The sequence below is a fragment of the Meiothermus sp. Pnk-1 genome (assembly GCF_003226535.1).
Lineage (GTDB): Bacteria > Deinococcota > Deinococci > Deinococcales > Thermaceae > Allomeiothermus.
The window spans coordinates 1-21,921 of record NZ_QKOB01000025.1 but is presented as its reverse complement, the minus strand read 5'-3'; the positions used below and the strand labels follow the sequence as shown (position 1 = coordinate 21,921).

21 protein-coding genes, 1 tRNA gene and 1 pseudogene are annotated in these 21,921 nt (G+C 64.8%); 19 read left to right on the top strand and 4 right to left on the bottom strand.

The genetic code is table 11. The features are described 5' to 3' along the window. Positions 1 to 191: 191 nt before the first annotated feature. Complete coding sequence (locus DNA98_RS17195) at positions 192 to 710, bottom strand: hypothetical protein (protein WP_110532615.1); 519 nt, start codon at positions 708 to 710, stop codon at positions 192 to 194. Positions 711 to 825: 115 nt separating this feature from the next. Between DNA98_RS17195 and DNA98_RS17190 the strand changes: the two genes are divergently transcribed. Beyond that, the gene (locus DNA98_RS17190) at positions 826 to 1,104 is read left to right on the top strand and encodes a hypothetical protein (RefSeq protein WP_110532614.1); all 279 of its coding nucleotides are present in this window, start codon (positions 826 to 828) and stop codon (positions 1,102 to 1,104) included. Positions 1,105 to 1,124: 20 nt separating this feature from the next. Here the strand turns inward: DNA98_RS17190 and hrpB are convergent, their stop codons facing one another. Next, positions 1,125 to 3,617 (bottom strand): ATP-dependent helicase HrpB, encoded by a 2,493-nt coding sequence (gene hrpB, locus DNA98_RS17185; protein ID WP_110532613.1) that lies wholly within the window; start codon positions 3,615 to 3,617, stop codon positions 1,125 to 1,127. A gap of 208 nt (positions 3,618 to 3,825) precedes the next feature. On the opposite strand from hrpB, the gene DNA98_RS17180 reads away from it, so the two are divergent. The 11 genes from DNA98_RS17180 (at position 3,826) to DNA98_RS17130 (ending at position 16,623) form a co-directional block, all read left to right on the top strand. Beyond that, a complete protein-coding gene (locus DNA98_RS17180; RefSeq protein ID WP_158531673.1) occupies positions 3,826 to 4,614 on the top strand; it encodes a DeoR/GlpR family DNA-binding transcription regulator in 789 nt (262 codons plus the stop codon). Further along, positions 4,607 to 6,109 carry a sugar ABC transporter ATP-binding protein gene (locus tag DNA98_RS17175; protein ID WP_233493283.1) on the top strand — a complete coding sequence of 501 codons (1,503 nt, stop codon included), beginning with the start codon at positions 4,607 to 4,609 and terminating at the stop codon, positions 6,107 to 6,109. The genes DNA98_RS17180 and DNA98_RS17175 overlap by 8 nt, the downstream gene beginning before the upstream one ends. Next, the gene (locus DNA98_RS17170) at positions 6,099 to 7,061 is read left to right on the top strand and encodes an ABC transporter permease (RefSeq protein ID WP_110532611.1); all 963 of its coding nucleotides are present in this window, start codon (positions 6,099 to 6,101) and stop codon (positions 7,059 to 7,061) included. Before DNA98_RS17175 ends, DNA98_RS17170 begins: the two co-directional genes overlap by 11 nt. After that, complete coding sequence (locus DNA98_RS17165) at positions 7,058 to 8,011, top strand: ABC transporter permease (RefSeq protein WP_110532610.1); 954 nt, start codon at positions 7,058 to 7,060, stop codon at positions 8,009 to 8,011. Before DNA98_RS17170 ends, DNA98_RS17165 begins: the two co-directional genes overlap by 4 nt. 75 nt (positions 8,012 to 8,086) lie before the next feature. Then, positions 8,087 to 9,061, top strand: coding sequence for a substrate-binding domain-containing protein (locus DNA98_RS17160; protein WP_110532609.1), 975 nt, complete (start codon positions 8,087 to 8,089; stop codon positions 9,059 to 9,061). 40 nt (positions 9,062 to 9,101) lie between these two features. Then, complete coding sequence (locus DNA98_RS17155) at positions 9,102 to 9,494, top strand: sensory rhodopsin transducer (RefSeq protein WP_110532608.1); 393 nt, start codon at positions 9,102 to 9,104, stop codon at positions 9,492 to 9,494. A gap of 2 nt (positions 9,495 to 9,496) precedes the next feature. After that, entirely contained in the window at positions 9,497 to 10,687 is a 1,191-nt protein-coding gene (gene rhaI / locus DNA98_RS17150; RefSeq protein WP_110532607.1) for an L-rhamnose isomerase, read from the top strand. A 12-nt stretch (positions 10,688 to 10,699) separates the two neighbouring features. Continuing rightward, complete coding sequence (locus DNA98_RS17145) at positions 10,700 to 12,745, top strand: bifunctional aldolase/short-chain dehydrogenase (protein ID WP_110532606.1); 2,046 nt, start codon at positions 10,700 to 10,702, stop codon at positions 12,743 to 12,745. Continuing rightward, positions 12,735 to 14,189: a rhamnulokinase family protein gene (locus DNA98_RS17140; RefSeq protein ID WP_110532617.1), complete on the top strand. Its 1,455-nt coding sequence runs from the start codon at positions 12,735 to 12,737 to the stop codon at positions 14,187 to 14,189. Before DNA98_RS17145 ends, DNA98_RS17140 begins: the two co-directional genes overlap by 11 nt. A gap of 98 nt (positions 14,190 to 14,287) precedes the next feature. Continuing rightward, on the top strand, positions 14,288 to 14,908 hold the full coding sequence (locus DNA98_RS17135) for a nitroreductase family protein (protein WP_110532605.1): 621 nt from the start codon (positions 14,288 to 14,290) through the stop codon (positions 14,906 to 14,908). 539 nt (positions 14,909 to 15,447) lie between these two features. Next, a complete protein-coding gene (locus DNA98_RS17130; protein WP_165364082.1) occupies positions 15,448 to 16,623 on the top strand; it encodes an NAD(P)/FAD-dependent oxidoreductase in 1,176 nt (391 codons plus the stop codon). A 195-nt stretch (positions 16,624 to 16,818) separates the two neighbouring features. On the opposite strand, the gene DNA98_RS17125 is transcribed toward DNA98_RS17130, so the two are convergent. After that, positions 16,819 to 17,733 (bottom strand): FTR1 family protein, encoded by a 915-nt coding sequence (locus DNA98_RS17125; RefSeq protein WP_110532604.1) that lies wholly within the window; start codon positions 17,731 to 17,733, stop codon positions 16,819 to 16,821. A 461-nt stretch (positions 17,734 to 18,194) separates the two neighbouring features. Here DNA98_RS17125 and DNA98_RS17860 point away from each other — a divergent pair, with 461 nt between their 5' ends. The 5 genes from DNA98_RS17860 (at position 18,195) to DNA98_RS17100 (ending at position 19,754) form a co-directional block, all read left to right on the top strand. Beyond that, positions 18,195 to 18,344: a hypothetical protein gene (locus tag DNA98_RS17860; RefSeq protein ID WP_158531672.1), complete on the top strand. Its 150-nt coding sequence runs from the start codon at positions 18,195 to 18,197 to the stop codon at positions 18,342 to 18,344. A 3-nt stretch (positions 18,345 to 18,347) separates the two neighbouring features. Then, a complete protein-coding gene (locus tag DNA98_RS17115; RefSeq protein WP_110532603.1) occupies positions 18,348 to 18,779 on the top strand; it encodes a type II toxin-antitoxin system death-on-curing family toxin in 432 nt (143 codons plus the stop codon). A 77-nt stretch (positions 18,780 to 18,856) separates the two neighbouring features. Next, positions 18,857 to 19,051, top strand: a complete 195-nt coding sequence (locus DNA98_RS17110; RefSeq protein WP_110532602.1) for a hypothetical protein — start codon at positions 18,857 to 18,859, stop codon at positions 19,049 to 19,051. Further along, entirely contained in the window at positions 19,048 to 19,461 is a 414-nt protein-coding gene (locus DNA98_RS17105; protein ID WP_110532601.1) for a type II toxin-antitoxin system VapC family toxin, read from the top strand. Before DNA98_RS17110 ends, DNA98_RS17105 begins: the two co-directional genes overlap by 4 nt. A 68-nt stretch (positions 19,462 to 19,529) precedes the next feature. After that, positions 19,530 to 19,754: a hypothetical protein gene (locus DNA98_RS17100; protein WP_110532600.1), complete on the top strand. Its 225-nt coding sequence runs from the start codon at positions 19,530 to 19,532 to the stop codon at positions 19,752 to 19,754. Positions 19,755 to 20,017: 263 nt separating this feature from the next. On the opposite strand, the gene DNA98_RS17095 is transcribed toward DNA98_RS17100, so the two are convergent. Beyond that, positions 20,018 to 20,092, bottom strand: a tRNA-Val gene (locus tag DNA98_RS17095). A 693-nt stretch (positions 20,093 to 20,785) separates the two neighbouring features. On the opposite strand from DNA98_RS17095, the gene argB reads away from it, so the two are divergent. After that, a complete protein-coding gene (gene argB, locus DNA98_RS17090) occupies positions 20,786 to 21,535 on the top strand; it encodes an acetylglutamate kinase (RefSeq protein ID WP_110532599.1) in 750 nt (249 codons plus the stop codon). A gap of 7 nt (positions 21,536 to 21,542) precedes the next feature. Next, positions 21,543 to 21,752, top strand: a pseudogene (locus tag DNA98_RS17085) (alcohol dehydrogenase catalytic domain-containing protein); the annotation flags it as partial. Positions 21,753 to 21,921 lie beyond the last annotated feature (169 nt).

The window sequence follows — 21,921 nt, the reverse complement described above, 5'->3', positions numbered from 1 at the left end:
CCCCCGCGTTTAGCGTCTGGCGTTTTGCGTATTGCGTATGACGTACGACACCCAGCGCGAGACCGCACGATGCCCTAAAAATCAAGCACTAGCCCCCTGCCCTCGCCAGGGACCGCGACACGGGCGCTGGATCAGAGGTTACCCGCTAGTGCCGTGGATCGCGCCAAGGTCTGGATTGCGGCGGTGCCGCGCTATGCGGCCAGCGAGGCTTTGCAGCTTTCCAGCCACAGCAGAAATTCGGCCATGAGTTGTTGGGCGGCATTAAAAACGGGTTCGCTGCGCGAAGCAGCCAGCCGGGTCAGGGGGTCGGGCTGGGCCGCTAGCCAGGCCCCCCGCTCGGCCTCGAGCGCTTCCAGCGCCTCCTCGCGGGTCAGGGCGTACATCTTGCGCTCGCGCCGGTCGAGCAGGAAGAAGCTGGCGGATTGGGCGGCGTGGTTGACGAGCCCCTTGACGCTGGGGTGAGCCGCCCACAAGAGGTAGGCCCAGGTATTGGCCGAGCCCGACTCGAGGCCGTCGTCGTACATCAATTGCCCGCTGTGGGGGTCATAGTAGAACACCACGCGCGGAGCCTGGCCGGGGTAACCGAGGATGGTTTCCAGTTTAGGATGGATGGGTAACTCGAGCTTTTTCATGGTTTCATCCGTTTGAGGTTTCAGCTTCCGGTCGCCCGAGTCGCCGAGCTCGATGGTCTGGGCCACCTTCTTCACCACCCCGCCATTACATATCGGGGTTGGTTGATTTAGTTTATAACGTAATACCCTCTCCTGTCTACCCCACCGACATATCTCATCTATTTTATTCTGTTTATGACATAATTCAGGGACGATGATCGAACCGCTTAAGGACCTGACTTTTGGGGAGCCACCGGAGACCCCGGAGGTTGAGGAGCCCACCCCGGCCCTGGCTCGTCTCCTGCTCGAGGCCTCCCCCGTCGAGTTGCACCTGCTCTACAAGGCCATGAGCCACTTCCTGGCCGAGGGCGATTATGACCTGGACGAGCTGGCGCAGGCGACTACCCTGCACCGGATGATCGGGCGCGAGGTCGAGCGACGGTTGCGCCAAGCGGCATGGCCCGCGGGCGAGGAAACCGAGCTACCTTTTTAGGGGCCTCCAACGCAAGTACGTCATGGCGGTCTCGGCTTGGCTGTACGGGTGGGCTGAGCGTTCCAGGGGTCTTCCGGCCAGGGGTGTTTGCTGTAGCGGCCCCGCAACTCTTTGCGCAGCTCGGGGTAGGTGTTGGCCCAGAAGCTACGCAAGTCCTGGGTCACCTGCACCGGGCGGTGAGCCGGGGAGAGGAGGTGCAAGAGAACCGGGGTGCGCCCCTCGTTGACCCGGGGGGTATCGGCCAACCCGAAGACCTCTTGAATGCGCACCGCCAGCACCGGGGGGCTTCCGTCGGGGCCGTAGCGGAGCCGGATCGAAGAGCCGCTGGGCACGGTGAGGCGGGTGGGGGCCAGCTCGTCGAGGCGGGCCGGGAGGGGCCAGGGCAGGAGGCCCGCCAGAATCCCCCCCAGGTCCAGCCGGGAGAAGTCCTCCCGCCGCGAGACCGCACCCAGCCAGGGGCCGAGCCAGTCTTCTAAGGTCTCGAGCAGATGCCCATCCGAAACATCCGGCCAAGCTTCTTCGGGCCGCCAGGCCCTCAAAGAAAGCACTCGAGCCTGCCACTGCCGCAGGTTCTCCGTCCAGGGCAGAACGTCCAACCCCTCCGAGCGCACCACCTGGCACAGCACCCGCAGGCGCTCCTCCTCGGGGATTCGCTCGAGCGGCTCTACCCAAAGCGCCACCTCCCCGATGCGGCGCTCGCGCTGGGCCAGCAACACCCCGGCTCGAGCATCCCAAGCTACCACCTCGACCGATCGGGCAAAAGGCTCGAGGTCTTCCGGCCTCACCGGGGCGGCGAGAAAGACCCGCCCCTCCTCGCTTCCCGCGTCCAGGTGGGCCGCGGCCAGCCAGGGTTGGCCCTGCAGCGGGTCGTCTTCGGCCAGGCGCACCCCGCGCCCGCCGGAGAGCCGGTAGCGCCGAGGCTCTCCCTCGCGCATCCGGGCCACCCGATCCGGGTAGGCCAGGGCCAAAAGCAGGCCGATGGCATAGGGATCGGGCGTGTCGTTCCCGGCGGGCACCCCGAGGCGTCTTCGCCACTGCTCTGAGAGGCGCTCGACGCGGGCCAATGCCCCCGGATCGGCCCCTTGCAGATCGCCCCGGCGGGCGCGCCAGTTTCTCAAGGCCACCACCCGCAGGGTCAGATCGGCCCCGCTCTCCCGGGGGAGCGGGTCGCGTTCCTCGAGCAAGGCCGCCACGTCTGCGGCCAAAGCCTCGAGCCCTAGCCTTTGGCTCTCGAGGAGGAGGTGGGCCAGGCGGGGGTGGGTGGGCCATTCGAGCATCTGCCGCCCGCGCTCGGTGAGGGTGTCCCCTTCGAGCGCGCCCAGCTCCTCGAGCAAGGCGCGGGCCTGCCGCAGCGCCCCCACGGGCGGGGGCGTGACCCAGGCTAGGGCGTACACGTCGCGCACCCCCCACTGGGCCAGCTCGAGCACCAGCGAGGCCAGGTCGGCCTCCAGGATCTCAGGGCGGCGCTGGGGAAGAAGCGCCGCCTGGGTGGCCGGGCTCCACAGCCGGTAGCAGGCCCCCGGCCCCAACCGGCCCGCCCGCCCGGCCCGCTGATCGGCGGAGTCGCGGGTGACCCGCACGGTCTCGAGGCGGGTCAGCCCGCTCCGCGCGTCGAAGCGAGGAAGCCGGGAGAAGCCCGAATCCACCACCACCCGCACCCCCTCGATGGTCAGGCTGGTCTCGGCCACCGAGGTCGCCAGCACCACCTTGCGCCGCCCGGCGGGGTCAGGCAGGATGGCCTCCTGCTGAGCCGGGAGGGGCAAATCGCCATACAGGGGCAGCACCCGAAGCTCGGGGTGGCGCTCCTTCAAGAGCTTTTCGCCCCGCAGGATCTCCCCCACCCCGGGCAGAAACACCAGCACGTCCCCTTCGTGGCGCTCGAGCGCCCGCGCGACGGCCCCCGCTGCCGTGGCGATCAGGTGCCCCTCGGGATCGCGCGAGAGGTAGTGGAGTTCCACCGGGTACTGGCGGCCCTGGGCGGTCACCACGGGGGCTTTGCCCAGCGCCCGGCTCAGGGACTCCCCGTCGAGGGTGGCCGACATCACCAACAGGCGCAAATCCTCGCGCAGAGCCCCCTGCACCTCGCGGGTGAGGGCCAGGCCCAAATCGGCCTGCAAGCTGCGCTCGTGGAACTCGTCGAAGATCACCAACCCCACCCCTTCCAAGGTGGGGTCATGCTGGAGGCGGCGGGTCAGGATGCCCTCGGTAAGCACCTCGAGCCGGGTCTGGCGGCCCACGCGGCTCTCGAAGCGCACCCGGTAGCCCACCGTCTGCCCCACCTCCTCGCCCAAGAGGGCCGCCAGCCGGGCCGCCACCGCACGGGCCGCCAGGCGGCGGGGCTCGAGCATCAGAATCTTTCGCCCGCCCAGCCAGGGTTCATTCAGCAGCTCGAGCGGCAACACCGTGCTTTTTCCCGCTCCCGGCGGGGCTTGCAGGATCACCGTAGGGTGGCGGGCCAGGGCCTTTTTGAGGTCGGGCAGGGCTTCGTGGATGGGCAGGGGCTGGGCGGGCATCGGCTATAGGACATCTTAAGGCGCTTTCCCGAGATAAAAACCGGGAAAAGCCCTCGGCGTGCCCCAGGCCCAGCCCGAGCAGGGCGCCGCTCCGCACTCGCCCAGTCTGTACTCGGTGCACTCAAGCTCACCCTCTTGCGCAAGTTTGTGAATTTGCGTTATGCTTGGTGAGCAAAACCGTTCATTTTTGTTTGTTTTTTGGGGGGTTATGACCGAGCCTCACCCATCGCCCAACCTGCTCCCTCGGGAGCGCCAGGAGCGGATCTACCAGCTGCTGCAAACGCGCCGCTTCGCCTCGGTGAAGGATCTGGCGGAGGCATTGGGGGTCTCCGAGATGACCATCCGCCGCGACCTGGCGGCGCTGGGCTCGAGGGGCCTAGTGGAGCGGGTGTTTGGCGGAGCCCAGCTGCTCGAGCAGTCGGGGCGCGAGCAGGGCTACACCCAGCGGCTGTACCAACACCAAGCCGCCAAGGAACTCATCGCCCGTAGGGCCAAGCAGCTGGTGTTCGAGGGCGACACGGTGGCTTTGGATGCCTCCACCACTGCGGTCTACCTGGCCCGCGAGCTCAAAGGCCGCGAGATCACCGTGATCACCAACAGCCTGCTGGTCGCCGAGGCCGTGGCCGACGGCAATACCCAGCTCCTCGTGCTAGGCGGCCTTTTCCGCCCGGTGGCCCGCTCGCTGGTGGGCCCCATGACCGAGGCCAACCTCCAGGGGCTTCACGTGGACAAGACCTTTTTCTCGGCCAAAGGGGTCACCCTCAGGGCCGGGTTTACCGACTCGCAGATGGCCGAGGTGGCCATAAAACGCCTGCTGATCCAGGCGGCGGCGCAGAAAATCGCCTTGGTGGACGGCTCCAAGTTCGGGCACACCGCCTTGCACACCGTGGTGCCGCTGTCCGGGGTGGACCTCTTGATCAGCGATATCCGTCCTCCTGAGGAGGTGCGGGCCGAGCTCGAGGCCAGCGGGGCGGCTTGGGAGGTGGCCGGTGGCTGAGCCCTTGCTGGAGATGGAGGGGATTCACAAGCGCTTCGGCGGTGTGCAGGCCCTCAAGGGCGTGAACTTTGACCTGCGGCCGGGCGAGGTACACGCCCTGGTGGGAGAAAACGGCGCGGGCAAGAGCACCCTCATCAAGATCCTCTCCGGGGCCTATCCGCCGGATGCCGGCACCATCCGCCTCGAGGGGCGGAAGGTGGAGATCGCCGACCCTCGCCAGGCCCGCGCCCTGGGCATCGCCACCATCTACCAGGAGACCAGCCTCTACCCCGACCTCTCGGTGCTGGAAAACCTCTTTATCGGCCACCAGCCGCGCCGGGGCTGGGGCCGCTTGGACTGGGGGGCCATGCGACGGCAGGCCCAAGAGGTCTTCGCTCAGCTCGGGGTGGAGTTGCCGCTCACCGCCCGGCTGGGCGACTTGGGCAAGGCCTATGCCCAGCTGGTAGAGATCGCCAAGGCCTTGGTCCAAAAAGCCCGCATCCTGGTGATGGACGAGGCCACCGCCGCCCTCACCGCCGACGACGTAGGGCGGCTTTTCGGGATCATCCAAGGGCTGCGCGAAAAGGGGGTGGCGATCATCTACATCTCGCACCGGCTCGAGGAGGTCTTCCGGGTGGCGGACCGAGTCACGGTACTGCGCGACGGCGAGCGGGTGGGCAGCGAGCAGGTGAGCAGCATCAGCCAGGACTGGCTCATCCAGCGCTTGGTGGGTCGGGAGCTGCAGAACCTCTACCCCAGAACCCACCGCCCGCCCGGGAAGGTGTTGCTGGAAGTGCGAGGTCTGAGCCGCGCCGGGGCCTTCGCGGGGGTTGACCTCGAGGTGCACGAGGGCGAGATCGTGGGGCTGGCCGGGCTGGTGGGCTCGGGGCGCAGCGAGGTGGCGCGGGCTATCTTCGGCATTGACCCCTACGACGCGGGCACGGTGCGGCTCTTGGGCGAGCCGCTGCCACCGCGGCCCTGGGCGGCGGTGCGCAGGGGGTTGGCGCTTCTGCCGGAGGACCGCAGCCGCCAGGGAGCCATCTTGGCCATGAGCGTACGGGCCAATATGACCCTGGCGGTGCTACGAGACCTCCAGCGGGGAGGCTTCCTCGACGAAGCCAGAGAACTCTCGATCGCCGAACGCTTTATCCAGGCGCTGCAACTCAGGCCCCCACGCCCCGAGTTGCCCGTGGCCAGCCTCTCCGGGGGCAACCAGCAAAAGGTGGTGCTGGGCAAGTGGTTGGCCACCAAGCCTCGGGTGCTCATCCTCGACGAACCCACCCAGGGGGTGGATGTGGGGGCCAAGGCCGAGATCCATCAATGGATGGACCGGCTGGTGGGTCAGGGAATGGGCATTCTGATGATCTCCTCGGATTTACCGGAGGTGCTGGGGATGGCCGACCGGCTGTTGGTAATGCACCGCGGAAAGATCGTGGCACGGCTGCCTCGAGGCTCGGCCCCAGATGTGGTGATGCGCGCGGCGACCGGGCTGCTGGAGGAAGCGCATGTACGTTGACCGCGGACGCCAGATCTCCATCGCGGTGTTCCTGCTGGCGCTGGCGGGGGTGCTGCTGGCGGCCGCCCCCAGCTTCTTCAGCTTGGGGAACTTCAAGGACATCCTGGTCAACATCTCCTACGTGGCCATCGCCGCTTTGGGCATGATGATGGTGATCCTCACCGGCCAGATCGACATCTCGGTGGGGGCCATCCTTTCCATCTGCTCCACCCTGGCCGCCACCGCCAGCAAAGCCGGGCTGCCGCTGGGAGCGGTGTTCCTCATCTCGATCGGCGCGGGGGCCGCGCTGGGCTTGGTCAACGGCCTGCTGGTGACCCGCTTCAAGATCCACTCGATCATCGTGACCCTGGGGACCCTCTCGGTCTTCCGGGGAGCTTTAATCTACTTCACCAAAGGAGCCTGGATCTATCAGCTCCCCGAAGACTTCCGCAGGGTGGGTCTGGGGACTTTCCTGGGTATCCCCTACCCCATCTGGGCCCTGGCCCTGGTGCTCCTCCTAGGGGCTTGGGTGCTCTCCTCGACCCCCTGGGGCCGGGCGCTTTACGCGGTGGGCTCCAACCCTGAAGCTGCCCGGCTCTCCGGGATCCGGGTGCCCTTCGTGCAGGCCAGCGCCTTTGTGGCCTGCGGGGCACTGGTGGGCTTGGCCACCATGTTCTACGCCACCCGCTTCTCCACCATCCAGTCCAACACCGGCCAGGGCTTCGAGTTTTTGGTCATCACCGCGGTGGTGGTGGGGGGGGTCAACGTCTTCGGGGGCTCGGGCACCGTGCTAGGGGTGGCGCTGGGAGCGCTCCTGGTAGGGGTGACCGGGACCGCCCTCACCTTTTTGCGCATCAGCGCCTACTGGGAACAGGCCCTGCAAGGGCTATTCATCCTGCTGGCCGTAGCTTTCGACGCGGTGCGCGCACAACGACGCCGCTTCGCCTCCAGGCGGGCTCGAGGTGGAACATGAGGCTCCTCTCCCGCCTCCGCCCCCGCCTGAGCGCAGCCGAGCTCGTGCTGCTGGGGGCTCTCGTGGTGGCTGTTCTGGTGATGTCGAGGCTTTCGCCCCAGTTCTTCACCGTGCGCAACTTCTTCGAAGTCACCCGCTTCGTGGCCGAGGCAGGGCTGATCTCGCTAGGGATGACCGCGGTGATCCTCACCGGAGGGATTGACCTCTCGGTGGGCTCGATCCTGGGCTTGAGCGCGATCCTCACCGGGGCCCTTTTCCACGCCGGTTGGAACGTTTGGCTCTCGGCCTCGGCGGGCATCCTGGCCGGGACCCTGGCGGGGGCCCTCAACGGCCTGATCATCACCCGCGCAGGGATCCCTCCCTTGATCGTTACCCTGGCGACCCTCGCCATCTACCGGGGGCTGGCCCTGGGCATCTCGCAGGGGCAAGCCTACCGCGACTATCCGGAGGCCTTCTACGTCCTGGGCCAGGGATACGTCGGCCCGGTGCCGGTGCAGCTTATCGTCTTCGCCCTGTTCTCGCTCGTCTTCGTGCTGCTGTTGGGGCGCACGGTCTTTGGGCGGGCCCTGTACGCCATCGGCAACAACGAGACCGCCGCCCGCTTCTCCGGGCTCCCGGTAGACCGGATCAAGCTCATCGTTTACAGCCTCTGCGGGCTTTTGTCGGGGCTGGCCGGGGTGATCTTCGTCTCGAGGCTCTCTACGGCCAAGGCCGACGCCGGGGTAGGCTACGAACTCGACGCGATCACCGCGGTGGTGCTGGGGGGAACCGCCATCTCCGGAGGGCAGGGAGGTATCTGGGGGACTTTGCTGGGGTTGTTCATCGTCGGCATCGTGCGCAATGGCATGACCCTAGCCTTTATCAATGCCGACGTGCAGCTGGTCTTTATCGGGCTGATCTTGATCGCCGCGGTGACCCTCAACCAGGCGCTGCGGCGAGGGAGGGGGTGATGAAAAGCTGCTTTGTAGGGCAAACACGTCAGGTAAGTTATCGGCATAAGCAAAAAAAGCAACCCAGGAGGAGATATGCGACAGGTTCGTTTGTGGATCGCGGTTGGGGCAGTGCTACTGGGCGTGGGCTTCGCGCAAAAACAAATCACCATCGCCATGATCCCTAAGCTGGTGGGGATTGACTATTTCAACGCTACCGAGCAAGGGGCCAAGGAAGCAGCCGCCGAGTTGGGCAACATCCGGCTCATCTACCAGGGCCCTACCGAGGGCCGGGTGGACAAGCAGATCGAGCTGATCGAGAACTTCATCACGGCGAAAGTAGATGTGATCTCGGTAGCCGCCAACGACCCCGTAGCCATCGCCCCGGTGTTGGAAAAAGCCCGCAAGGCAGGCATCAAGGTGGTGACCTGGGACGCCGACGCAAACGTGCGCGACGTCTTCTGCAACCAGGCCACCTTCGCGGGTATCGGCAAGGCTTTAGCCGACGAAATGGCCCGGCAAGTGGGCAAAGAGGGGGAGGTGGCCATCGTGACCAGCAGCCTCACCGCCCCCAACCAGAACGCCTGGATCGCCGAGATGAAGAAGGTGCTGGCCAAGGACTACCCCGGTCTCAAGGTGGTGGACACCAAGCCCAGCGAGGAAGACCAGCAGCTGGCCTTCCGGGTGACCCAGGACCTGCTCAAGGCTTACCCTAACCTCAAGGGAGTCTGGGCGCTCTCGAGCGTAGCCTTCCCTGGCGCCGCCGAGGCCGTGCAGCAAGCCGGCAAGGCCGGTAAGGTAGCGGTGGTGGGCCTCTCCACCCCCAAGCAGATGAAGCCTTTCATGAAAGCCGGGGTCATCAAGAGCGTGATCCTGTGGAACCCCATCGACCTGGGCTACCTCTCGGTCTACGCGGCCAAACAACTGGTGGAAAAAGGCCTCAAGGAGGGGGACAAGATCGTCACCAAGCGCGGCACCTTCACCGTACAAAAAGACGATAAGGGCCTGCAGGTCCTGCTTGGCCCGCCCTTCATCTTCACCCCCGAGAACATCGACAAGTTCAACTTCTAGCTCCGATGGGGGCGCGCTGCGCCCCCACCCCAGAACGACCATGCCCAAACCAAGCACCAACGGCGGGGCCCGGACCTGGTTCGTTCCCGACGGGTATCTCCCGGCGAAGGGGCCGGGGGGAGCCTATGTGGGCCACGACTGCGTGTGCCTGCTCAACACCACCTCCCAGGAAGCGCGGGTTTGGCTGGACATCTACTTCGAGGACCGGGATCCGGTAGAAGGCCTCGAGGTTCGGCTCCCTCCCAAGCGCTGTCTGCACCTGCGAATGGATAGGCCGGAGATGCTCTCGGGCTTCGAGATACCCCGCGAGGTACCCTACGCCCTGCGGGTGCGCTCGAGCGTGCCCATCGTAGTCCAGTACAGCCGCCTGGACGTGACCCAAGCCAATATGGCCTTTCTGAGCGTGATGGGGTTTCCCCAGGACGAGGGGTGAGTATGGCTCAGGTATCCCTATCTGTCCGCGAGGCCTTAAAGCGCCAGCGGATCGAGACCCCGAGCTGGGGGTATGGCAACTCGGGGACCCGCTTCAAGACCTTCGCCGCCCCCGGTGCCGCCAGGAACGTGTGGGAGAAGCTCGAGGATGCCGCCCTGATCCACCGCCTCAGCGGCATCGCCCCCAGCGTGGCCCTGCACATCCCCTGGGACCGGGTGGAGGATTGGGACCAGCTACGCGCCTACGCCCAAAATCTGGGCCTCCAGATCGGGGCCATCAACCCCAACCTTTTTCAAGACGAGGAGTATAAGCTCGGCTCCATCGCCCACCCCGACCCCAAGGTGCGCAGTAAAGCCATCCGGCACATCCTCGAGTGCATCGAGATCATGCAGCTAACCGGCTCGCGGGATCTCTCCTTGTGGTTCGCCGACGGGACCAATTACGCCGGGCAGGATGACCTCCGCAGCCGCAAACGGCGGGTGCGGGAGAGCCTGGCGCAAGTCTACGCGGCCCTCCCCGAGGGCAAGCGGTTGCTGCTAGAGTACAAGTTTTTCGAGCCCGCCTTTTACTTCACGGATGTGTTCGACTGGGGGGCCGCTTTGCTGTACTGCCAGGCCCTCGGGGAAAAAGCCCAGGTGCTGGTAGACCTGGGCCACCACGCCCAGGCCACCAACCTCGAGGCCATCGTGGCGTTCTTGCTCGACGAGGGCAAGCTGGGGGGGTTCCACTTCAACGCCCGCCGCTATGCCGACGATGACCTGATCGTGGGCAGCACCAACCCCTTCGAACTCTTTTGCATCTACACCGAACTGGTCGCGGCGGAGCACTCGGACGATCCCCGGACCGCCCAAACTGCCCGGAACGTGGCCTACATGATCGACCAGAGCCACAACATCGAACCCAAGCTCGAGGCCATGCTGCAATCGGTCCTGAACTGCCAAGAAGCCTACGCCAAAGCGCTGTTGGTAGATTACCCGGCCCTGCGACAGGCCCAACAACAAGGCGATGTGCTCGAGGCCCACCGCCTACTGCTGGAGGCCTTCAAAACCGACGTGCGGCCCCTGCTGGCCGAGGTCAGGGAGGAAATGGGGGTGCCGCCTGACCCCATTCAGGCGCTACGCCGAGGGGAATACCTATCCCAGCGCATCCAGCGCCGCGGTACCTCTACCAGCAGCAGCGGCTACCCTGCCTGAAAGGAAATGAGGATGCCCCAAAATCTGTGGAACGATGCCGAAGCCCCCTCCGGCGAAGGGCTGGCAGCCCTGGCTTACCGCTCCCGGCTGCTGGGGGCTGACCGCAGCCTGGTCAACCTGTACGGGGGGAACACCAGCTGCAAAAGCCTCGAGCACGACCACCTGGGCCGGGTCGTGGAGGTGCTCTGGGTCAAGGGATCGGGCTCGGACCTGGCCGATATCGGCGAGAACGGCTTCGCCGGGCTTAAGCTCGCGGAGGTCTTGCCCTTGTTTGCGCGCGAAGCCATGAGCGACGAGGAGATGGTGGCCTACCTCGAGCGCTGCACCTTCGAGCCGGGTCGCCCACGCCAGTCCATCGAGACCCTGCTCCACGCCTTCGTACCCGCTCGGCACGTGGACCACACCCACCCCGATGCGATCATCAGCCTGGCCTGTTCCCCCCAGGGGCGCTCGCTCGTTCGGGAGATCTACGGTGAGCGGGCGGCCTGGGTGGACTATATCCGCCCGGGCTTCACCCTCTCCAAACAGATTGGCCAGGCGGTGCGGGAAAACCCTCGAGCAGAGTGCGTGATCATGGCCAAGCACGGGCTGGTAACCTGGGGCGAGACCGCCCGCGAGTGCTACGAAAACACCCTGCGCATCGTTAGGGAGGCCGAGGCCTATCTGGCCCGGCAACCCCACGCCCGCTCCCTGAGGGTCAGTCCGCTACCCGAGCCTGAGCGCAAGCGCCTGGTGGCAAAGCTGATGCCAACGCTGCGCGGGGCGATGGGCGGGGAGCGGCCCAGCGTACTCTGTTACGACGACAGCCCCGAGGTGCTCGCATTTGTCGGGGCAGAGGGGGCCCAAGCGCTTTCCCAGGTCGGGGCGGCCTGCCCCGACCACCTGGTCCACACCAAACGGGTCCCGCTTTTCCTGGACTGGACCCCCGAACAGGGGGAGCAGGCGCTGCTCGAACGGGTCCGTGCGGGGGTGCAGGCCTTTGCCGAGGAGTACCGCCGCTACTTCGAAACCCATCGCAGCGAGGGGGACCGGATGTTTCCCCCCACCCCGCGGGTCATCCTGATCCCCGGCCTAGGTATGATCACCAGCGGAGGTGACGCCTGGGCCGCCGAAGTCAGCCGCCAGCTTTACCACCGCGCCATCCAGGTGATGGGCCGAGCCCAAGGCGGTTTTGTCTCGCTCTCCGAGGCAGAGTCTTACGCTGTCGAGTACTGGCCGCTCGAGCTCTACAAGCTCTCCCTCCGCCCCCCGCCAAAGGCGCTCGAGGGCCGAATCGCCCTGGTCACCGGGGCGGCCTCAGGGATCGGTAAGGCCATCGCCCACCGGCTGGCCGCCGAAGGGGCTCACGTGGTCATCGCAGATATCAACGCCTTGGGTGCAGAGGCCGTGGCCGCGGAGATCCGCCAGGCGAGAGGCTACCGCAAAGCCCTGGCGGTGGAGATGGACGTGACCGACGAGGCCGCGGTCGAGGCCGCATTCGAGCGAACCGTGCTCGAGTACGGCGGGGTGGACATCGTGGTGAACAACGCCGGAATCTCGGCCTCGGCCCCCATCGAGGAGACCAGCCTGGAGATGTGGAACCGCAACCTGGGCATCTTGGCGACCGGGTACTTCTTGGTCTCGCGAGCCGCCTTCCGGATGTGGAAAACCCAAGGCATCGGGGGGAACCTGATCTTCATCGGCTCAAAGAACTCGGTCGCGGCGGGCAAGAACGCCGCCGCTTACTCCGCCGCCAAGGCCGCCGAGCTACACCTGGCCCGCTGCCTGGCCGAGGAGGGCGGGGCCCACGGCATCCGGGTCAACAGCGTGCTGCCTGACGCGGTGCTGAGCGGTTCTTCGATCTGGAACTCCTCCTGGCGGGCCGAGCGGGCCGCCACCTACGGCATCCGCGAGGACCAGCTCGAGGAGTTCTACCGCGCGCGCACCACCCTCAAGGTGAGCATCTACCCCGAGGATGTCGCCGAGGCGGTGTATTTCTTCGCCTCTCCGGCCTCGAGCAAGACCACCGGCGGGGTGCTTACTGTAGATGGAGGGGTACCTGCCGCCTATGTCCGCTAGCTTGCATCTGGCCGTGGACCTGGGGGCGGAGTCCGGGCGGGTGGCCCTGGGGCGGCTCGAGGGAGGACGGCTCGAGGTCGAGATCCTCCACCGCTTCAAAAACACCCCGGCGCTGTTGGGCGGCTACTTGCACTGGGATCTGCCCCGGCTGTGGCTGGAGATCCTCGAGGGCTTGAAAAAGGCCCCGCCGGGGGTGCGGAGCCTGGGCGTGGACGGCTGGGGGGTGGACTACGCCCTCCTGGGGCCGGACGGCGACTTGCTGGGCCTACCCCGCCACTACCGTGATCCGCACCACCTCGCGGCCTTCCAGCAGGTGCTGCAAGACCTGCCCCGCGAGGAGATCTTCGCCCACACGGGTATCCAGTTCCTGCCGATCAATACCTTGTACCAGCTGGTGGCCTTACGGGAGGGCAACCCGGCTTTGCTCGAGGCCGCCCAGACCTTCTTGATGCTCCCCGACCTGTTGCACTACTGGCTGTGCGGCCAAGCCGCCGTGGAGTGGACCAATGCCAGCACCACCCAGCTCGCCGATCCGCGCACGCGCAGTTGGTCGGAGCCGCTGCTGCAGCGGTTGGGGCTACCCCGGCGGCTCTTCCCCCAGCCGGTGCCCCCAGGGACAGCCCTGGGGCCGTTGCGCGGCGAGGTGGCCCGGGAGGTGGGCCAGGAGATCCTAGTGGTAGCCCCTTGCACCCACGACACCGCCTCGGCGGTGGCGGCGGTACCCGCTCAGGGAAACTCCTGGGCCTACATCAGCAGCGGCACCTGGTCGCTGGTGGGCCTCGAGCTGCCCCAGCCGCTGCTGGACCCCGAGGTGCTGGCCATGAACCTGACCAACGAAGGCGGCCTAGACGGCACCACCCGCCTGCTCAAGAACGTGATGGGGCTATGGCTCTTGCAGGAGTGCCGCCAGGCTTGGGGGGAGCAGTATAGCTATGCCGAGCTCACCGCGATGGCCGAAACAGCCGAACCTTTCCGCTCGCTGGTCAACCCTGACGATCCGCGCTTTTTGCTCCCCCACGAGGTTGCGGGGCCGATGCCCGCGCGCATCCAAGCCTACTGCCAAGAGACCGGGCAACCGCTGCCGCAGGGCGAAGCCCAGATCACCCGCACCGTCTACGACAGCCTGGCCTTGCAGTACCGCCGGGTGGTGGAGGGGCTCGAGCGGCTCACCGGGCGCTCCCTCCCCCAGCTACACGTGGTCGGGGGAGGCTCACAAAACCGCCTGCTCTGCCAACTCACCGCCGACGTGAGCGGTCGGGAGGTGTGGGCCGGTCCCGCCGAGGCTACCCTGATCGGCAACTTGCTGGTCGGCGCACGGGCCGTAGGGGCGCTTCCGGGCAGCGTGCGCGAGGTGGTGCGGGCTTCTTTCACCCCGGAGGCCTACCGGCCCCGCCCCTTAGCGGGGCTCGAGGCGGCCTACCAGCGGTTCCTGCGGTTGCCTTGAGGCTGGCGGCTTCTCCTTTTTGCTATTCAATTCATTGCGCTATACAATGTATACCAAACCACAGCGAAGTATTTCACAAAGTCTACACTGGTTCGCGTATGCATGCCGTCGCCAAGCATATCCTAAGCGTCAAAGAAGCCGCCGAGAGCCGCCGCAGCATCCGCAAGTACAAGCCTGATCCCATTCCCCGGGAACAGCTCGAGGAGATCCTCTCGCTGGCCCTCAAAGCCCCCAGCGCCAACAACCTCCAACCCTGGCGCATCGCCGTGGTGCAAGACCCTGCGCTCAAAGAGCGCCTACGGGAAGCGGCCAACAACCAAGCCCAAGTAAGCGCTGCCCCTACGGTGCTGGTGATCTATAGCGACATGAAAGACACCCTGGCCCATGTCGAGGAAACCATCCACCCCGGTTTCCCTCCCGCAGAAGCCGCAGCTCGCGCCGAACGCATCCGTAACCTGTGGGCCTCACGCAGCGACCAAGAGCGCGAGACCTGGGGGGTCGGGCAAGCCTACATCTTGCTGGGTTACCTTACCCTGCTGCTCAAGGCCTACGGCTATGACTCCAACCCCATGGGGGGGTTTAACCCGGCCAAGGTAAAGGAAGTGCTAGGGCTACCCGAGCACGTCGCCATCGCTGCTTTGCTGCCTCTCGGCATCGCCGCCGAAGAGGGCTACCCCCATCACCGGCATCCGCTCGATCGCGTCGTGCAGTGGCGCTAAGCGTCGCGCAGGCCCTGGACGTGCTCGGGTAGCCCAGAGGTGGAAATCGCGTGAACCCCGGCCCGGTCCACGATATGAAAGGAGCCATCGCGCAGCTATGCGCTGGCAACTTAATGGGCATTACACTCCACGCAAAACGCTAAACGCGGGGTGCTCCCTCCCCTAGCAGGGGAGGGCTGGGGGGGGGGTTGGTAGACGTCGTACGTCATACGCAATACGCGACTTAGGTCATACGTCGTACGCAAAACGCTAAACGCGGCTTACGTCGTACGTCTTACGCTAAACGCGGGGTAGATTCCCTACGGGACGGAGCAAGCTCCGTACACCCGGGGTAGATTCCTTGTCGGGACGAGCAAAGCTCGTACACCCGAGGGACCGATCCCCTGCGTTCGACGTACGACGTAGGACGCGCTACGCCTGACGTGCGGTCGGCATAAATAACAGGCCACCAGCCCTTGCATGGTAAGCGACAAACCAGTAGCCAAGGAGCAAACCGGCTAGCCTAAAAGGAAACCCGTGTCGGGGAAAGGAAGGTTCACATGCCGGACTACCAATACCTAATCGTGGGCGGGGGCATGGCCGCGGACGCAGCGCTACGGGGAATCCGCGAACTCGATCCGGTGGGTACGGTAGGGATGGTAAGCGCCGAACCCCATCCACCCTATAACCGTCCGCCGCTTTCCAAGGGGCTGTGGAAGGGCCAATCGGTGGATGAAATCTGGCGGCACGCCGATGACCTGGCTGCCGAAGTCCACCTAGGGCATCGCATTGTGGCGCTCGACCTCGAGCGCTCCCAGGCCACCGACGAGCAGGGCCAGGTGTATGGCTTCGAGAAGATCCTCCTGGCAACCGGGAGCACCCCCCGCCGCTTCCCCTTCGGTGGCACGGACATCCTCTATTACCGCACCTACGACGATTACCGGCATTTGCGGGCTTTAGCCCAGCGCGCCGAGTCCTTTGCGGTGATCGGTGGGGGTTTCATCGGTTCGGAGATGGCGGCGGCGCTAGCGCTCGCCAACAAGCACGTTACCCTGATCTTTCCCGAGGGAGGGATCGGAGGGCGGTTATTCCCTGCCGATCTGGCCCGCTTCTTGGTGGATTTTTACCGGGAAAAAGGCGTGGAGGTACGGCCCGGCGAAGAGGTGGTGGGCCTCGAGCGGCAGGGGCAGGATTTGAATCTCCGGTTGCAAAGTGGCCAAACGCTGACGGTCCACGGGGTGGTGGCCGGCATCGGGGTCTCCCCCAGCGTTGAGCTAGCCCAGCAGGCGGGTTTGCGGGTGGAGGGCGGGATCGTGGTCAACGAGCTGGGTCAGACCGATGCCCCCAACGTCTACGCCGCGGGGGACGTGGCCCGCTTTTATAACCCGGCCCTCCAGGCCTGGATGCGGGTGGAGCACGAGGACCACGCCAACACCCACGGCCTTGCGGTAGGGCGCAATATGGCCGGGGCCCACGAGCCTTATCACCACCTGCCCTTCTTCTACTCCGATCTTTTCGAGCTGGGCTACGAGGCGGTAGGAATCCTGGACTCCCGGCTGGAGACGGTAAGCGATTGGACAGACCCCTTCCGCGAGGGGGTGGTCTATTACCTAGAGGAAGGGCGAGTGCGCGGGGTGCTGTTGTGGAACACCTGGGGCAAGGTCGATGCAGCCCGGGCCCTGATCGCCGAACCAGGCCCGTTCCGCCCGCAGGACCTGAAGGGAAGGCTCGGGTGAGCGAAGCGTTCAAATCTCGAACGAGATCACCTGGTAGGGCCTAAAGCCAAACCGCAGGGTTGGCCTAGCTCGCTCGAGTTCTCTGGAAGTCTGCTTGAGCAGACTCACGCCCGTCGCGCACTTTCCCCGGCGAGGCTAGCCTCCTGGCTCTCGCCGTGTAGAGGATCTCTTTCTACGCGCCCTTGGCTGAAAGCCCTAGCCCGCCTTGGAGCGGCCCTTCAGGTAGCTGCCCAACACCAGCGCCGCCGCCAGCGCCTGGGCTAGCAGGGTCTCCCGCGTGGGGAAGAGGGAGAACCACACCCCCATCCAATCGGGAATCCTCAGGGGGAGGAGGGTGGTGGGCAGCCAGTGGGCCAGCTGCATCTCCTGAGCTTCCTCCCCTACCATCACCAGCAACACCAGGCCGAGCAGCGCCCCGGTGAACACCAGCATTCGCTTGTAGGGCAGGCGGCGGTGAAAGATGAAGGTGAGCGCGGCGACGGCCAGACTGAGCAGCACGCCCACCAGCGCCCCGTAGGCTACCGCCTCCTCTCCCACCCGCAGCCGGATGTTTTGCAGGAACAGGGCCACCTCAAACCCCTCCCGGTACACCGCGCTAAAGCCCAGCAGCCACAGCCCCCCGGCCGCGCCCCGCCGCAGGAGCTCTCCCTGCTTGCGGGTGTGGAGGCCGATCCAGCCAGTCCAGTAGACCCGGTGGAAAAACCAGTTCATCACCAGCAGGAGCACCCCCACTGCCAGCAGCCCCGTCGCTGCCTGCACCTGTAGCTCAGAGAAGGTGCTCTCGGCCAGACCCACCACCCGCACCGCCAAGAAGTAGCTCAGCACCGAGGCGGCAAAGGCCAGCCCGGCCCCCGCCAGGAGCGGCCGGTAGGCCGGGCTGTCCCGCCGCAACAGCCCGGCAGCGAGGGCAGCCAGGACCAGCACCGCCTCCAGCCCTTCGCGGAAGATGAGGATGGCGGTGTCCAGCACCCGGGAGAAAAGGGCAGTGTGGGCCTCGGGGTCCAACGGGCCGCTCACGGCCAGATGGCGCAGGAGAAAAGCCGAAGCGAGAAAAAACAGCAGCGCCAGGGCCGTAGCCCGCAGCAGGCCATCCCGATCGCGCAACACCATGCTGCGCAGCCTAGCACCGGGAGGAAATAAAGTCAAGTATTCCGGTCGGATTTTATGTTTTACAAACGATAACCACTTGCAATAGCACCCTCTAGCGGAGCAGCCGCTAGGGCTCTAGACCGCTCCCTCGAAATCCCGGGCCTGCTGCCCGGCAAGGAGGGGCGCGGGGATAGCGGGGCTGGGGCCCGGTAGCGCAAGCGGTCGGCTAGCTGTTTAGGGTTGAGGCCGGCCCGGAAAGCCAGCGAGGTGTAGGTATGCCGGAGGCCGTAAGGCACCCCAGCTCGAGCGACCAACCTGTGCCGCGCCCTACACCCACCGCTTGCGCTGTTTGCCGTCCGGGCCATAGTCAGCCGCCCAGCGGCCATCCTCGCGCTGGAAGATGCTGCCTTTGCCTTTGCCGCGTCGGGGCATGGTACCTCCTAGAAAAATGTGGTACCCTTAGCACGAGGGGAAGGGCGAATATGCGCGCTACCGGGAAGGCTAAAAACACCCGTGCTGCCCGTACCGGTCACATTACCGGCAAGGTGACCAGTGATGCTCAGGCCAGGAAGGTGCTTGCCCAAGTGCTCAAGGAAAACGCCAAAGCTTTGAAGGCCCTGGCTAAGCTGTAGCCCATGGCCAAACTGTATTACCGCTACCGTGGGGATACCTTCCTCACGGTAGCTGCTTTGTTGCAGGCCCATACCGATGTTATTGAGTTGTCGGGTGGATTGTCGGGAATCAAAGATCGTGGGGCGCTGGAGAGCGCTGCCGATGCCCCCAGGAAAAGCGCGGGAGGCGAGGATGCCTACCGCACCTTCTTCACCAAGGTGGCAGCCGTGGGTTATCACATCACGCAAGGCCACGTCTTCAACGACGGCAACAAACGCACCGCATTTACGGCCATGCTCTGGATGTTGCGGATGAACGGCTACGCTCCTAAGCCCACGGCTGACGCGGGAACCACAGTCATGCTTTTGGTGGCGACGGGACACCTGAAAATACCAGGTTTGCGGGTTGCGTTGATTCACTGGTGCGGTTTGGATATTGCCGATGCGACACTTTAGTACCCCGTTCTGAGGGCGTGAACCTTCGCCTTTGCCGCGTCGGGGCATGTCATCTCCTAGGGTGATATGCTGAGTTTATGGCGGTCAAGGCTCTAGCCAAAAGCAAAATCGCCCCTCCAACCCCTCGTAGCAGGGCGCTAGACCAGTACGAATTCAAAGACCCCGCCATGAAGGCGTGGCTTGCAAGGCTCGTTGACTCCTTTACCGATGAAGAAGCTGAAGCTCTGGCTAAAGCTTTGAACAAAGCGAATCGCCGCAAAGCCACTCGATGAGCAAATACGTTCTGGACACTAACCTTTTGATTGCAGCTATCCGCCTCGAGCCTGCTGCCTTGAATACCCTGACCCGGCTTCCAAAGAGCCGGGTTGTCATTTCCGACGTAGCCTTTTACGAGCTGATGTTGGGTGAGTTCCTTGCGGGGGATTCCCGTAGCAAAGAGGCTCGGCAACGCAAAGCCCAGCGAGAGGCGCTGCTGGCAGGAATAGATCACCTGCCTTTTGACGCCAAAGCTGCCGAAATGGCCGCCAAAGCCCAGGTTCGCCTCAAACAGCAGAACCAAAGTTTGGAATTGCGAGACCTGTTTATAGCCGCCTCGGCTGCCGCTAAGGGCTACACCATCATCACCAACAACACCCGTCACCTGGCCCGCTTTCCGAAGCTCAAAGTTCAAAAATGGGGCTAACACCCCACCCTTGCGCTGGAAGATGCTGCCTTCGCCTTTGCCGCGTCGGGGCATGCTATCCTCAATACATGGCTACAGCTTTACCCGAAGCAATCAGTAAAAAGCTCGAGGCCTTCAAGCGAGCCAAGGGGCGCAGGTGGGTCAAGGAGCTAGAGAAAATCCTAGATGAGGCCGTACAGCTATCAGATTGGGATGCCGAGGTAAGTAAACCTGGAGCCAAAGCCAGCAAGATCAGCGAGAAACAAGCCGCCCAAATGGCGGTAGATACCGTACGACAGGCCCGCCAAAAGTGATGAGGGTGGTCTTTGACACAACATTCCTGATAGACCCAACGTTCCGCGTGGCGCGGATGTACTGGGCGTGGCGAAACCCTGCTGGCCTCCTTGCGGAGTTGCGCCGGGGATGCCGATATTCCAAGTTCAAAGGCCTTATCCGGCCTGCTCAAGCTGGAGCGATGACCAAAACCCTGAAAGCTAATACCAGGGCAGGTGGAGGCCGCATAAGTCCAGAAGGTGTCAAAAAGAAGAGTCCGGGTCACCTTGCCCGGACTTTTTCTTGGTGGGCGATGTAGGATTTGAACCTACGACCCCACGCGTGTGAAGCGTGTGCTCTCCCGCTGAGCTAATCGCCCGAATTTAGGGTTCGCCCTAGCGAACGCATTCAAAAGGGTAACACCCTCCTCTTAGGGTGTCAAGAAGATCCGCCCCTTTCACAAAACCCCTTTCGCGGCTCAGCCCGCAAGGGCTAGCGGGAATGCCCCGAATTTCAATGCGGGGAGAAAGCGGAAGCCGCTCGCAGAGCGGTGCGACCGCTCGGTGTTCGCCTGACGGCGAAGGGACCAAAACTTGATTTGCGGTACAGTGTATATGGGAACGACGTTCCCGCGAACCTTGACAGTCGGAGTATGGGGTTCCCGGCACGACTTAGCCTTGCCGGGGTAAAACTCCGAGGCGTAGTTTCGCGGCGATAGCCGGGTGGGCTCTATGCGCAGCAACCCAGCGCCTACCGTCTGTGACGGCTTTCCGCCCCGACATGGCGGGGCAGGGCGTACCGGGATAACGAGCGCACTGGCGTAGCGGCTGGACTGCTGCGCCAAGGGCCGGTTGAGCGGCGTATGCCGCCGGGCTATGCCCGTACCAAGCCTGACACGGCCCGACCCGCAACGGGTCAGCCTGGCCCCGCTGGGGGCCGGGTGGATGGAGTAAAGGTGTGGGTTTCGGCTCATACAGACTCCAACCTTGAAAGTTCCGTGTAGGAACCCCCGTTCTTCAGAACGGGGAGGATGTCAGCTTCACCTGCGGAGCCTCCCGGTTATGCTTTTGGTATGCGCCCAACCCTTCTGGTCAAAATCGGTGGAAGCCTCAAGGGGGCTTCTGAGCTTCTCGACGAGATCGCTACCTATCCGGGGCCGCTCATCCTGGTTCACGGCGGCGGGCCTAACATTGGCGAATGGCTCAACCGGATGGGTTTCGAAACCTACTTCCACAAGGGCCTACGGGTGACCCCGCCCGAGCAGATGGAGGTTGTGGAGATGGTGCTCACCACCCTGGGAAAGAGTCTTGCCCACAGCCTCACCCAGCGGGGGCGACCCGCCCTGGCCCTCAGCGGGCGCGACGCGGGCCTGATCGAGGCGGAGCCGCTCGAGCCCGAACTGGGGCGGGTCGGTGAGGTCAGCCGGGTCAACACCCAGGTGCTCGAGCAGCTATTGAGCCTGGGTCTGACCCCGCTCATTGCCCCCATCGGCCTCGACAGCCAGGGCCCGCTCAACATCAACGCCGACACCGCCGCTGGGGCCGTGGCCGGAGCGATGGGCTTGCCTGTGGTGTTCCTGACCGACGTGGCGGGAGTGCTGCGCGAGGCCAAAGACCCCTCGAGCCGCCTCGCCGAACTATCCAGAAGCGAGGCGCAAACCCTGATCGCCCAGGGAGTGATCTCCGGCGGGATGATTCCCAAGGTCGAAGCGGCTTTGGGTGCTCTCGATAAGGGGGCTTCCTGGGCAGCGATCGCTCGAGGCAGCAAAGGAGTTCTGGAAGCAGTGCTCTCCGGCGAAGCCGGAACCCGAATGGTAAAGTAGGCTGCTTATGAAAGCCGTACTGATGGAAGCTCGAGGCGGCCCCGAAGTCTTGCGCTGGGGCGAGATCAAGACCCCTCAGCCCGGTCCGCTCGAGGTGCGGGTAGAGGTAAAGGCGGTGGCCCTCAACCACCTGGATGTGTGGGTGCGCAAAGGCATCGCCAGCCCCAAACTTCCCTTACCCCACATCCTAGGCTGTGACGTGGCAGGGGTCGTGGAGGGGTGTGTCCTGAAAATAGGCAAACAGCCTAAACTGTTGGAATGAGCGAAATACGGGAACGGATGCATCAGTTGGTGGATGAGTACGAGCGGCTGGGAGAGGGGAAGAATATAGCCGAGCAGGAGTTGCTGGTGATTGAGTTTGGCAAACAGATCCAGCGGCTGATGAT